The 13,735-nt window shown below is 40.8% G+C and carries 11 protein-coding genes and 1 pseudogene; 4 read left to right on the top strand and 8 right to left on the bottom strand.

Annotated features, from left to right (window positions below):
* Positions 1-3 precede the first annotated feature (3 nt).
* A complete protein-coding gene (locus tag I8751_RS24695; protein ID WP_214441733.1) occupies positions 4-429 on the bottom strand; it encodes a hypothetical protein in 426 nt (141 codons plus the stop codon).
* Positions 430-732: 303 nt separating this feature from the next.
* Here I8751_RS24695 and I8751_RS24690 point away from each other — a divergent pair, with 303 nt between their 5' ends.
* Positions 733-2,169, top strand: a complete 1,437-nt coding sequence (locus I8751_RS24690; protein WP_214441732.1) for a phosphoglucomutase/phosphomannomutase family protein — start codon at positions 733-735, stop codon at positions 2,167-2,169.
* Between the two features lie 329 nt (positions 2,170-2,498).
* Complete coding sequence (rdgB, locus tag I8751_RS24685; RefSeq protein WP_214441731.1) at positions 2,499-3,083, top strand: RdgB/HAM1 family non-canonical purine NTP pyrophosphatase; 585 nt, start codon at positions 2,499-2,501, stop codon at positions 3,081-3,083.
* 27 nt (positions 3,084-3,110) lie between these two features.
* On the opposite strand, the pseudogene I8751_RS24680 reads toward rdgB, so the two are convergent.
* Positions 3,111-3,732: pseudogene (locus tag I8751_RS24680) on the bottom strand (Uma2 family endonuclease).
* Positions 3,733-3,997: 265 nt separating this feature from the next.
* Between I8751_RS24680 and I8751_RS24675 the strand changes: the two are divergent.
* Positions 3,998-4,585 carry a PEP-CTERM sorting domain-containing protein gene (locus I8751_RS24675; RefSeq protein WP_214441730.1) on the top strand — a complete coding sequence of 196 codons (588 nt, stop codon included), beginning with the start codon at positions 3,998-4,000 and terminating at the stop codon, positions 4,583-4,585.
* On the opposite strand, the gene I8751_RS24670 is transcribed toward I8751_RS24675, so the two are convergent.
* The 6 genes from I8751_RS24670 to I8751_RS24645 all read right to left on the bottom strand — a co-directional run bounded on the left by I8751_RS24670 (position 4,582) and on the right by I8751_RS24645 (position 11,715).
* Positions 4,582-6,675 (bottom strand): di-heme oxidoredictase family protein, encoded by a 2,094-nt coding sequence (locus tag I8751_RS24670; protein ID WP_214441729.1) that lies wholly within the window; start codon positions 6,673-6,675, stop codon positions 4,582-4,584. The genes I8751_RS24675 and I8751_RS24670 overlap by 4 nt on opposite strands.
* 360 nt (positions 6,676-7,035) lie before the next feature.
* A complete protein-coding gene (locus tag I8751_RS24665) occupies positions 7,036-7,374 on the bottom strand; it encodes a P-II family nitrogen regulator (protein ID WP_214441728.1) in 339 nt (112 codons plus the stop codon).
* Between the two features lie 361 nt (positions 7,375-7,735).
* Positions 7,736-8,371 carry a hypothetical protein gene (locus I8751_RS24660; RefSeq protein WP_214441727.1) on the bottom strand — a complete coding sequence of 212 codons (636 nt, stop codon included), beginning with the start codon at positions 8,369-8,371 and terminating at the stop codon, positions 7,736-7,738.
* A 121-nt stretch (positions 8,372-8,492) separates the two neighbouring features.
* Positions 8,493-9,314, bottom strand: a complete 822-nt coding sequence (gene thiD, locus I8751_RS24655; protein WP_214441726.1) for a bifunctional hydroxymethylpyrimidine kinase/phosphomethylpyrimidine kinase — start codon at positions 9,312-9,314, stop codon at positions 8,493-8,495.
* Positions 9,315-9,328: 14 nt separating this feature from the next.
* Positions 9,329-10,969 carry a hypothetical protein gene (locus I8751_RS24650; protein WP_214441725.1) on the bottom strand — a complete coding sequence of 547 codons (1,641 nt, stop codon included), beginning with the start codon at positions 10,967-10,969 and terminating at the stop codon, positions 9,329-9,331.
* A gap of 314 nt (positions 10,970-11,283) precedes the next feature.
* Positions 11,284-11,715, bottom strand: a complete 432-nt coding sequence (locus tag I8751_RS24645) for a hypothetical protein (protein WP_214441724.1) — start codon at positions 11,713-11,715, stop codon at positions 11,284-11,286.
* Positions 11,716-11,836: 121 nt separating this feature from the next.
* On the opposite strand from I8751_RS24645, the gene I8751_RS24640 reads away from it, so the two are divergent.
* Complete coding sequence (locus I8751_RS24640; protein ID WP_214441723.1) at positions 11,837-13,687, top strand: S8 family peptidase; 1,851 nt, start codon at positions 11,837-11,839, stop codon at positions 13,685-13,687.
* Positions 13,688-13,735: the final 48 nt, after the last annotated feature.

Raw genomic sequence — 13,735 nt, 5'->3', positions numbered from 1 at the left:
CTGCTAAAGTCCAAAGAAGGATTTTGCAACATTTAACCAACCCAATAGTTGACCTAAAATAGGTTGAACTTTTTCTACAAGTCCTTTACCAGCACTAAGAGTTTTACTCGCATCTTCTAAGGTTTCCGCCATCCGTTTCAGATTCCCTGCGGCCAATTTTTTATCAGGCTCTTTCTGCTGAACTTCGTCAACTGCGGCTTCCAAGCGAGTACTAGCTTTTTGTTTAATCTCTTCAGGTAAAGTAGACCTTTGAAGAAGTTGTTGAATTTCACCTAGCAGTCTGAGTACGTCTTCTTGGGTGAGTGCTTTTTGTGCAGGTATAGTCTGAGCTTGCATAAGCTGCTGATTATTATTACCGATCGCTGCTTGCATTCCACCAGCCATTTGACCTGTGTTGGATTGTGAAATACCACTTGGATTGTTGGACATCTTAAAACTTACCCTTGGTATACGTAATCTAGCTACAGTAAGCAGACTGCGGTTTAATTGCTTAATTATACTGAAAATATCAGTGTAATATTCCCGAATAAGCGATCGCTTACTACCAAAAAAGCTATCAAAGCAATATTTAGCGTTCAGTAACCGTGCATCTACGCACCTATACTAATAAATTAATTAACCTTAGTCTAAAAACAACCTAGTAATTGCTGTACACACTTTTAGCATATTCTTTTTTTACCTTGCACCATACATGAATGCTAAAATCCTCTGGTAGACAGTTAGGATACCTCGATGCCAGTTGTAGCTAACTCTATTAAATTTGGTACAGATGGTTGGCGCGGTGTTATTGGTGATGAGTTCACCTTTGAACGCCTAGCCTTAGTAGCGCCAGCCGCTGCACAAGTATTATATAATACATATTTTTCCGCGGTGGGTAGCCGGACAATTGTTGTTGGCTATGATCGCCGATTTATGGCAGAAGATTTTGCCCGTGCTGTCGCGGATAATGTCACCGCCGTCGGATTTGATGTTTTACTTAGTGAAACTTATGCCCCCACTCCCGCTTTTAGCTGGGCAGCCAAACAACTAAATGCTTTAGGGGCACTAGTAATTACGGCTAGTCATAATCCAGGAACATATTTAGGATTAAAAGTCAAGGGATATTTTGGTGGCTCGGTATCGCCAGAAGTAACAAAAGAGATCGAAACGCTGTTGCTAGACGGAGTACCACCAGCAAACACTCCTGGCAAGGTAGAGAACTTTAATCCCTGGCCTAGTTATACAGAAGCATTAGAAAAAAAAGTTGATATTGCCAAAATTCGCTCAGCGATCGCCTCTGGCAAACTGACAGTATTTGCTGATGTAATGCATGGCGCGGCGGCTGGTGGATTAGAGAAATTATTAGGCGATCGCGTCAATGAAATCAACAGCAATCGCGATCCTTTATTTGGTGGTGGCGCGCCTGAACCTTTACCTAAGTACCTATCGCGTCTATTTGAAGTCATCAAAACTCACCGCAAGGCAGATCAATTAGGTTTAGCAGTGGGGTTGGTGTTTGATGGCGACTGCGATCGCATTGCCGCAGTTGACGGCGAAGGCAATTTCTTAAGTTCTCAAGTATTAATCCCGATATTAATTGACCACTTGACCTTAAGACGTGGCTTTAGCGGTGAAATAGTTAAAACTGTCAGTGGTTCTGACTTAATGCCTCGTGTAGCAGCATTACATAATCTATCAGTTTTTGAAACACCAGTTGGTTATAAATACATCGCTGACAGAATGTTAGCCGCAAAAGTATTATTAGGTGGCGAAGAGTCAGGAGGAATCGGCTATGGTAGCCATATTCCAGAACGCGATGCTTTGTTGTCAGCATTGTACGTGCTAGAAGCGATCGTCGATTCGGGGCTAGATTTAGGTGATTATTATCGCCAGTTGCAAGAAAAAACAAATTTTACATCAGCATACGATCGCATTGATTTGCCCTTAGCAAGTATGGAAGTGCGATCACGTCTTTTGCAACAACTGCAAACTCAACCACTAAAAGAAATTGCCGGATTAGCAGTAATTGATTGTCAAACAATTGATGGTTACAAATTCCGTCTAGCCGATCAAAGCTGGTTAATGATCCGCTTTAGTGGAACTGAACCAGTCTTACGCCTATACTGCGAAGCCCCCACAATTGAGCAAGTGCATAAAACTCTTGCTTGGGCAAAACACTGGGCAGAGTAGAATTAGTCAGTGGTTAGTGGTCAGTGGTCAGTGGTCAGTGGTTAGTGGTTAGTGGTTAGTGGTCAGTGGTCAGTGGTCAGTGGTTAGTGGTCAGTGGTCAGTGGTTAGTGGCAACGTTCGTTCCTTGCTCTAAGCGTACCCCTGCGCTTAAGCAAGCTAGGCGTAGCGTCTCGTAGAGTTGCCATGCCGCAGGCTTTACGCTGCGCTAATGCCAGTTACTTATGAGGGAAACCCCTAAGAAATAGCTCACAACTAACCACTAACAACTGACAACTAACAACTGACAACTAACAACTAACCACTAACAACTGACAACTAACAACTGACACATGACAAAACTACTCGTAGTAGCTACAAGCAATCCAGGTAAGTTGCGGGAAATGCAGGCTTATCTAGCAAATTCCGATTGGGAATTGACCCTCAAACCTCAAGAATTAGAAGTTGAAGAAACAGGCGACACCTTTGCTGCTAATGCTTGTCTCAAAGCCTCTCAAGTTGCTCAAGCAACAGGACAATGGGCAATTGCCGATGATTCTGGTTTAGAAGTAGCTGCTTTAAATGGTGTACCCGGAGTATATTCTGCACGCTACGGTAACAATGACTCAGAACGTATTGCTAGGTTACTGAAGGAATTAGGTAACGAAGTCAATCGCCAGGCACAATTTGTCTGTGCAGTTGCGATCGCTCGTCCTGATGGTGCGATCATCTTACAATCTGAAGGTATTTGTCGCGGTGAAATTCTTCATGCACCCCGTGGTGATGGTGGTTTCGGCTATGATCCAATTTTTTATGTTCCAGAAAAGCAATTGACCTTTGCGGAAATGGCGCGGGAGTTGAAAGGGTCAATTAGTCATCGGGGTCAGGCTTTAAACGCTTTAATTCCTCAACTAAAAACGTTGCTGAGTAATGAGTAATGCGTTTCTTTTAAATAGTGAGAAAAACTAACTTTGTAAGCCAGCGTCAAAAATTTCTTGTGCAGTTAAATTCAATTGCGGAAATGTTGGTGACACAATGCGTTCTCCATTCCTAAATAAATAGGCTAACTTGGTATTCGCTTTCCACTAGTTGATAAATCGAAATAGTTGGTTGTTTTGGGCTACCAATAAACCGTCTTCCACGTAAGCCAAGATAATCGATAATCCAATATTCAAGAATACCAATTTTTTCATAATCGCCAGCTTTATAAAGATAATCGTCACGCCAGTTGGTACTGACAACTTCTACAACTAATGGAATTGATTCACCATTACTAACTGTTGATTGATTTTTCCATCTCGATTCTCTTGCTAAATTAGGACGGTTTAGCAGTAACACATCTGGTGAGTAACCTGTTTCACTTTCAGGTGGTTTGACTAAAGCTGTTTTGGGTATTCGATAAGGCAAGTTCAAACGGGTATATTCTGTAACTAATTTCTCAACCAGAAAACCAACAATCTCTTCATGGTCGCCTAATGGTTGTGACATCTCAACAATTAACCCGTTGTGTAATTCATAACGTCCATTATTTGGTTTCCAACTTGCAAATTCTTCAAAGGTTACTAGTTTAGGCAAAGCTTGAGTCATAGATCCTTCAGATAACTTTTTTTCACACCTTTAGGTGCTTTACCAGCGCTTATTTGAGAAGTTACCATAAATAATATTCTATTTAATCCTCATAGCAATTTACTTTAAATAATTGCACTTTTTTAAACCTTAAGTTTTTAGTATTAATACTATAAGTTTTATTAAATATTTTGCCTAATAATGCATAATAGACTCATGAGCGATCGCTTGTTTGAAAGATAATTATAATACTAGAATTTATTAACTTTTTTTGGAGAATTATCTAATGAAATTAGCTAACAAGCTTGGTTTTACTACTGTTAGTACTGTTGTATGCTTAACTATAGTCGGTGCATCTTCCACGGCACAAGCTATACAGTTATTTGATTTTCAGTACTCTTTTCCCAGTTATGAAGAAAATGGTACAGCGATTTCAGCTAGCGGTATTTTCACCACCACTGATTTAGATCCTATCAATAATAACTACACTATTACTGATATCAATGGAACAAGAACAGCCCAAGGAATTACAGAGAAAATCATCGGGCTACTTTCACCGGGTGAATACGGTATTAATGATAATTTGTTGAATGCAAACCCACCGCTATTAACCAAAAACGGTTTTTCTTATCTGGTTTCTGGAAATGGGGAAGACGGAATGGGCAACGTTAACGTATTTTACAGTAGTTTTAATGAAGGTTATTCCGAGTTTTCCAGTGATGTAGATTTCGGCAACTTTAGTGTCACTCCGCGTTCTGTTCCCGAACCCTATACGATAGGTGGCTTATTGCTTGCTTTTGGTTTTGGTTGGTGGACAAAACAAAAGCAAGCAATAGTATCCCAGAAGAAGCCATATAAAGGTAGCTTTAGTTAGAAACTACTAGGATCATCATCGAGTGCTAGTAAGAAATTAATCAGGTCTGTCTGCTGATTGAAATTAAACCCAGCTTGTCTATCTACATAAAAGTGATGACCTGTGCCGTCAAGGTTACTACGCACTAAACTAGGATTTGCTTTGTTGGCTTTGACAACTAAGGCACGAAGTTCACGATCAACTAAAGCACGTAAACTGCTGGCAGCGTCCGCAGGTATACTTTGGCTAAGAGTACCAGTGAGCCCTAAACCGCTTTTGTCAATAACCTCAAAACTACCATTGGAATTAACTTTTAAACTGCCAGCGCGGACTGCTACTCCACCATCATGCAAATATGGTGCGCTTAAATAAAGACCACGTAACGAAGTAGTTTTGTAACCTCCTTTTGGCAATATACCTTTAGGTAGGGTTGTGGAATTATCGGATACACCACGCGTTGGTATATCTAGCACTTCAGCATTTGCAGGTATGGGAACTGGAGTATTAAAAGTGTACAACTTCGGTGGCACTAACAAGTTATTGATTGCTAGGCGTGACTCAGCACGAGCTGGGTTAGTTTGAATTTCATCAATTGGATGAATTTGATTGTCAGTAAAGAAAGGTGGAATATGACAAGTTGCACAATTGGCTTTTTCAAACACTTTTGCCCCACGTTTAACTGAATTTTTGCTTAATGCTTGCCAGTTTTCCGAAGTTTTGTTAGCAGGTGGTACTAAGCTATTTTGGAAAGCAGACATGGCATTGTTAGCAAACAAAAAAGAGCCGCTAGCAATATCGTTCGGGTTTTCACTATTGGGACTGAAAATCAAACCGTTATAGGTAAACAAGTTAGGCCGCAAATTAGGATAAGTTCCCGTACCAGGAGCCGCAACTTGATCTTCTAATTCTGCTGTCACAGGGTTAGGTAAAATTTGACGCAACCATTCTGAGGGTTTGACTATAACTCCTTCAGGTAAACGTAGCTGTAGATTGGCTGCATTTTGCAAAAACGTACCAATATAAACTTCTGGGTCAATCTTCAGCGTTTCTGCACTGAGTTGAGCAGCTGCTAATAAATTAATTTCCGAAGAATGAACGCCGTTGTTATTAGCGCTTAATCCCGCAAACGGCCCTACAGAAAATTGTCCATCAAAGAAATAAGGATGATTTTTAAATGTGAAGATGCTGGGAATTTGGGTAGTATTGTTGATGCTATCTGAAGAACTTTCAAAATTGCCAAAAGGTACATCTAATACTGCATCATCGAAGGCCTTTTCAAACTTTTCAGGATCAGGTAATTCTACTTTATTACCTTTACTGTCCAGAATAATTTTGCCTTTACCTCGGTATTCTGGATTGAGGGGGTTAAACTTTAACCGCGAAAATCCCGCAGCTGAATTGGGTGCCAAAGCCACTAACAAGGGCGTAGCAATTTCACCATTTGGTACTCCCACAAGACGTTCACCTTGCTTTGAAAGAGATACATGGCAAGCAGCACAGCTAATGTCAAGATTAGGCGTGACTCCCAATCCAATAGGAAAAGTCCCTCCCTTTTCCATTTTTAAACCTGTATTGATGACAGTTCCTTGAGGAAAAGTTCGACTACCTAAAGTGATATCTTTTTCGAGAATAATTTGTAAGTTCGTCGTCGGTTGACCTTGCAACTTACCTATTGCTGTTTTTAATTCTGGTAAAATCGTAGCAATACCAATTCCAAAACCAAATACTCCTTGCAGTCCAAATGTGTCGCCAATTTTGCGGTTGAAAAATATATCTTGACCTTTGGTAATTAATTCTTGAGTGATTTTAACTGCTCCTATTCTTTGATAAGAAATAGGGTCATTCGAGTCAAATCCTCGTTGTTCAACTAATGCTGCTGCTTCTTGAGGGTTAAGTAGTTTGCCAAAATAGTCGTAATATCCTAGTGGTTGACTAGGAGCAGGTTGCAAAAAATTAACCCTCGCAAAAGCCATCTGACTTGTCATCAACCAATTTGATAACAAGATTCCAAAAATGCTGATGATAAAAACGCAGATTAATAGGACAATCTTAGTTTTAAAGACATACAATACCCTCACCACACCAGGAGTAGGGTTCTTTTTAGGTTTCATAGTATGTAATGCTCTCAAAACCTGTAAGGTACATATAACATGCTCTTACGTAGAACATCCAAACTAGAAACCTTATTTTATATTCATTAATAATATGAAAAGATACAAAAGAACAATAGATGTATTTGATAAGAAAAACTCTAATCACCCAGTTGTTTGCTGTATGTTGTTGTTAATAATATACAAATCATGACTTACGCAACTGGCATATTATTTTGAGTTCGTAACTCAATGGAAGGCGTTACTGATTTCAAAGATGAAAAATTACCTGAGCGTTAGCATGTTCGGTATACTTTATCCTCCTATTCAGCAACGCCAAACTCATCACTGAGCAAGGGCTACGTTAATAGTACTTAGTACTTAAACTGCCTCTGTGTTCTTTTCTCCTGTGCGAATCCGCACAACTTGCTCAACAGGTGAGATGAAAATTTTACCGTCGCCGATTTCCCCTGTACGAGCAGCAGCGATAATTTTATCTACCACCATATCAACCTGGCTTTCCTCTACAACAATTTCCACCTTCAGTTTTTGCAGAAACTCAACCGTGTACTCAGAGCCGCGATAGCGTTCAGTTTGACCTTTTTGCCGCCCAAACCCCCGGACTTCAGAAACGGTCATGCCGACAATACCAGCGTTAACCAAGGCAATTTTTACTTCGTCAAGCTTAAATGGACGGATAATGGCTTCTACTTTTTTCATCTTCTCGACTCCTGACTTCTAATAGGTTCGTTTATCTATCTAACCAGATATGCTGTCTGACAGTTTCACCATTCGCACTATTTCAAAAAGATATGTAAAAATTACAACTTTTTTTAAACTGTATGCGCTCTACATAAGCAGTTTTGACGTTAGTTAGTAGTGGTAAGGATTGATTAATTGATTAATCCTTGAGGTTGTAACGTGTGACAGTTATTTTCTAACGAGCGTTTTTGTATGTGGTTTTCATGACTCAAAATCATAGACAAATTCTATTATTGAGTAAATCTAGTCCGATATTTACAAAGTAATTTTGGATATTTACACAGAAGTTGGAAACCCAAATCAACCTTGGGAATGTTCCCTAACGACTCTGGTGTTGAAATAGAGGACGCACAATCAAGTACCCAGCACCAAAAGCAGTAAGCATAATTAACAAGATAGTAATAGCTAACCACCAGCCACTAAATTCTTTAGTTTTTGTCTGCTTGAGAGGGTAATAACTGACTTCTTGTTCTTCTATATAGACTGTTTCGGACATTGGAGGATTTATTTCCACTACAGGTACAGAAAAATCTGAAGCACGGTTTTTGTGGCTCGCTACTTCTGCTGTCGGAGACGCTACGCGTAGCTTGCTTCCCCGTAGGGGTACGGGAACAACAGGTTGACGCGAACGAGAAACCTGCTGACGTGGACGTGTTTCAGTTGCTTGATGGTTAGGAGAAGAACGGGGAGTTTGCTGATAGCTAAATGTTGCAGGGGAATCCACCAAATTTTGTAAGTGTAAAAAAGACTGAACAACTTTAGTGATTTCATCACGGAGCAGTTGATTTTCCTGCACTAGTTGTTGATTTTTACCCGTAAGTGCATCTAGCCTCGCTTGTGTTGCTTGCAATTCGGCTGCCAATTCCCGATATACGGAAATGGGTACAGAGGGAGGGTAGGTTGGAGAGCTTGTTTTTGATGGATTGTGGTGAACAGAACCTGTGGTTGTTCGCATCGGTGGCTTGGTATCAAAAATTAAGGTATGCAATCATTCAGAGATGCTATTAAAGATAGTTATCCCGGAAACTAGCCCAAGAATAATAGAAAAATGCTCAGAGAGCAAAGATTTTTTATTGTTAATTATGTAACAAGGGGAAGAAATGCCCCACAGGCCCTTGACCTTTGCCAATATTTATTGAACAGGTGAGTGCATTTGTAACATATTCCTTTGCCTGTTGTACTGCTGGCCACAAGTCTTTTCCCATCGCCAGATTAGCAGCGATCGCAGATGATAGTGTACAACCAGTACCGTGGGTATTTTTTGTCTCTACTAACTTTGTTGTCAAGACTTCCAGTTTTTCTCCATCAAACCAAATATCAACACCACGTAAATTCCCCTGCATTCCCCCACCCTTAACTAAAACAGCTTTTGCCCCTAAAGTCTCGTAAATAATTTGAGCTGCTGCACCCATATCATCTAGAGAATTAATTGGTAAACCGCTTAAAATCTGTGCTTCATAGCGATTAGGCGTGACGATAGTCGCTTGGGGAATTAAGGCATCGCGGAGAGTCTTCACAGCGTCATCATCTATTAATTGCGCTCCTGTGCGTGATACCATCACTGGATCAACCACTAAATTACTGATTTGCAAAGCTTTCACTTGTTGAGCAACAGCAGAGATAATTTCTTGGTTGAGCAACATTCCGGTTTTGGCAGCTTGTACACCGATATCTTCAACTACAGCTTGAATTTGTGCCACAACTGCCTCTGGGGGTATAGCATCAACCCGCGTTACCCCCAGAGTGTTTTGTGCCGTAACACAGGTTATGGCACTAGTACCGTGGACACAATGAAAAGCAAAGGTGCGTAAATCAGCTTGAATCCCTGCACCACCGCCACTATCTGACCCAGCAATAGTTAAAGCAACAGCCACCCTGGATATTGTTTCAGCGTTCATAGATAAAAAGATTACTAACGAGATTGTAGTTGCTTGGCTAGTACTGCCAAAGGATTCGGTTGTGGGTTCTGCGGTTTTTCTTGTGGTACAACCGTTAGATAAGGTTGAATTTGAGCTTCATCAACCCAACCAGAGTAATATTTAACGCTGGTTGATTTAGGAGAAAGGTTGAGTAACTCTAAATCGCCACGCATAGTATTCCAATTGATGGGAATGTTAGGAGAAAGTTGACCAGAACCAATGCCTTGCGGCCCACCGCCAACTAAATTAAGAGACACTTCATCCAATCCTCGCACAAAGCGTTCTCCATTCCAATGCCACTCAAAACCAGGCCAATCTACAGGTGGTTTTCCTGGCGGTAAAAAACGCTGAAGTTCATAAATACTTGCACCTTCATCCAGTTTCACTGTGAAGCCTTGAGGATATCTCACTTCATAGCGTCCTTTACGTGTCTGGAAGTCAATAGGACTCCACCACAACACTTCTACAGTTTCCCCATTGTTATCACCAGACAAAGATACAGCAGGAGTTTTGTTAGTTAATTCACTGTGAAGCGTTAGTTTCTCTGGTCGTTTAGCCATTGCTGTGAATCGCCAACAAGACCAACTATCAGGATTGTCAGCTTTTTGCCACTGAACTTGACAAACGCCATTAGCTGTACTAATCCACAGCTTATCGTTTTCTAGCCTGAGTTTGTCAGGAATTGCCCCCACCAGCGGACTATTATGAACAGTGTATGTAGTCAAAGAACCAGAATTAGGATTTTGGGAATCGGGACGATAAGCAACTAATCCCTTGGCTGGAATATAAAGATTGCCTTCTCCACTAATTTGAGTACCCATCCAAAAAGTAGGGTTTTTGACATCTCCAGCTATGGCCAAATCAGTAATTTGTGTAAACCCCAGTTCCGGCGGCTGAATTAGGGTAAATTTGTTATTTTGGAGGTCATATCTGACAATAGTAGCAATGCCAGTATTGCCTTCACCTTGCTCAAAAGCAATTGACCACCAAAGAGAATCGCCATAAACCATAGCAGATGTGATGCGAGGAAAACCTAGTTGATTTCCGGTTGCAGAAAACCCAGCTTTTACTGCTGCTGTTTGTAAGTCTTTGAGACTGTATAATGTTTTTTGTTGTGTTTCTTTGCTATTAGGAGTAATTAGCTCAAACACAATTTGATCCTTAGCTGGTTCTGGCTCATTCGGTCTGGAAATATTATTATTTTCTCCTAATGAAAACTGTGGTTTTCTCACAACACGATATTGATAATTTTTGCCCTGTAAATCAATATTTTTGAATTTAGGGTTTACTAATTCTTGTGCGACCTCTGCATAGTCATTTGGCGGTTGTAACTCCTGGGGTAGATTTCCTGATTGTACCGTCCAGTTATTATTACTTCGACAGAAAACAAAATCCTGTTTTAAAGTTTGAAACCTAACTGTATCGGCATCTGCTGCAATATTGAGGATGTGGAAATTAAATCTGTCATAAAAGCTTTCATTTTGGTTGGGAACAGGTAAAGAGACTACTGTAGCCTTTGGACAATTGACTACTTGAGGCTTGACAGCATTATTTACCTGCGAAGCAGTGTTGACGCTAGAGACACAAGCATTTAGTAGTAAAGCAATACCGAAAATAGGAATAATTTTTTTCATAGTCAAATATGCTCTTAAAAAAAGAGACTTAACTTTTTTTACTACAATAGTTTTTATGTATAGGACTTACGCACAGATAACAGAAAATCGTAGACCGAAGGGCTTGCCGCAGGCTACCACAGAGGCACAGCGAAAAGTTGTCAGGAGGGTTTCCCTCCGTAACAAACTTTTCAAGACAGAGAACACCGAGTAATAAGAGTTTAAGAGTTATTTTGCATAAGTCCTGATATATTTAGACAACACTCTTAATATTTCTCTCCGCGCCTCTGCGTGAAAAAAATATCTAGTTCATTAACATTATTGACTATCAGTTATTAATCTTGTTCCGAGTGTAAGTTTAGCAAGGCATTTTGCAAATACTTACCCCATTGGGCTGCTAATGGAATTTCTGTAAATGGAACACGTACTGAGTTCGGGGGTTCAGTAAAAAGAAATTCTAACTCAATCGTCCGACCTTTTTCTGGAGGCGTTTCTGTTTCTACTGGGTTGCCATCTATCAAAAGTCGGATTTGTTGGATATCAATTAAAGAAAAGGTTTCTAATTTAATTGGGCCTTTTGGTGTGGGTTTACCCCAAGTGATATTGTGATCTTTTTGACCCAATACAGCATAAATATCATATTTAGCTCTCTCAAATTGTTCTGCCCAAGTGCGGTAAGCTTCAACTTTTTGATACTCTTTCGAGCCTTGCCAAGCCAACCAGAAAAACGCTGCTAACAGGGGCAACCACAAAAGACCACGTTCCATTGTTTAAAAAGTCCTGAATCCTGTATGAAACTTGTGTAACTAAAAGTGCAAAATCCATCAACCAAAGACACAGATAAGTTATGGTAGTGAGCAAACTGGCAAAAAGCGGTAATGAATTGATATGAGAAGACTTATATTATTGTGCTTGTTTGTCATCGGGTTAATAGCTGCCGTGTTTGGCTTCTTGAATTTTCAGGGACTAGCAGCTAAAGGTGATTTTGAGACAATTCTGCTTGATTTTTGGGAAGATATTCCTACAGAGTTAGTGAAGCGGGATTTACAAGCGATCGCTCAACAATACAACGTTACACCTCAATTAGACAATAAATTTTCAGCGTTGGACAATGTATATATTATCAAAGGCGATCGCCAGCGACTCAAAGAACTGAAAAAATCTCCATTTGCCCAAGCGACAGAATTAATCGAACCAAATTACATCTACAAGATTATTCCCCAACAGAGTGAAGTTGTAGGGCTGGGCACAATTTTGCAATCTCCAAATAGAGATAACCCAACTCCCTCATTAATTGGCCCTAATGACCAATATTACAGCAAACAGTGGAACCTCCACAAAATCGGCGTTGAAGGCGCATGGAGTCAAACCAAAGGTAGTGGCGTAACGGTTGCTGTCATTGACACTGGTGTTACCAAAGTGCGCGATTTGCAAGAGACAAAATTTGTTAAAGGCTATGATTTCGTTAATGACCGTGAAACAGCCACCGATGACAACGGACACGGTACTCATGTCGCCGGTACCATTGCCCAATCTACTAATAACAACTATGGCGTAGCGGGAATTGCTTACGAAGCCAATCTCATGCCGTTGAAGGTACTTAGTTCTTATGGCGGTGGTACCGTTGCCGATATTGCCGAAGCAATTAAATTTGCTGCTGATAATGGCGCAGATGTTATTAATATGAGCTTGGGTGGTGGTGGTGAAAGCCAGTTGATGAAGCAAGCAATTGAGTATGCCCACAAAAAAGGCGTTGCAATAATTGCTGCCGCTGGGAACGAAAATGCTAATGGTGCAAGTTATCCTGCTCGTTACCCCTATGTTATTGGCGTTTCAGCAGTCGGCCCAGACGGAGAAAAAGCACCCTATTCTAACTTTGGTGCTGGTGTGGATATCTCTGCCCCTGGTGGCAGTGAAGCCGGTTCGATTCTGCAAGAAACCATTGACGAAAACGGCCAAGCAGCATTTTTGGGACTCCAGGGTACCAGCATGGCTGCACCCCATGTAGCAGGTGTGGCAGCTTTGATTAAAGCATCTGGTGTCAAAGAACCAGATGAAATTTTAAAAGTCCTCAAGCAGTCAGCACGAGTTATTCAAGATGATGGTTTAAACTATTACGGCGCTGGACACCTCAATGCTGAAGCAGCCGTCAAACTTGCCATCACAGGACAAATCAGCTTCCAAGATTTCTTCCGCTGGTTACGCGATAACGGTTATATTAACCCCGGCTTTTGGATTGATGGCGGTGTCGTGGCACTCTTGCCCAAAGTTTTAATGGTATTGGGTTCTTACTTACTAGCTTGGTTTTTGCGGGTTTACTTCCCCTTCACTTGGAGTTGGTCTTTAGCCAGTGGCTTAATTGCTGGTAGTTCTGGGTTATTCTTTCTCAAAGGAATTTATATCTTTGATCTTCCCCAGTGGCCTTTCCGAGTTTTGGGTAGTTCCATTCCCGAATTAGGCAACACTTTGCAGGGAACTGATGCTTTTAATCCCCTATTTGCCAGTGTCTTGATTCCTATTGCTTTAGTAGCATTACTTTTAGGTCATCCTCGTTGGAAATGGTTCGCAATTGGTTCCACCCTAGGTATTGCAGCATGTTTAGCAGTAAGTGCAGTATATGACCCAGAAGTTTGGGGCTTAGGAAATGGTAACTTAGCCAGATTATTCCTAATTGTCAATGCCCTACTTTGTTATGGACTAGCTCGTTTAGCATTAAAAGACGAAAGTAAACCAGCATAAAAAAATTGGGCATGGGGCATGGGAAAGAAGGGGTAAGGGGGAAAGGGC

Source organism: Atlanticothrix silvestris CENA357, from assembly GCF_016056295.1.
GTDB lineage: Bacteria > Cyanobacteriota > Cyanobacteriia > Cyanobacteriales > Nostocaceae > Atlanticothrix > Atlanticothrix silvestris.
Note: the sequence above shows the minus strand (reverse complement) of the source record. Positions and strands in the feature narration are given on the sequence as shown.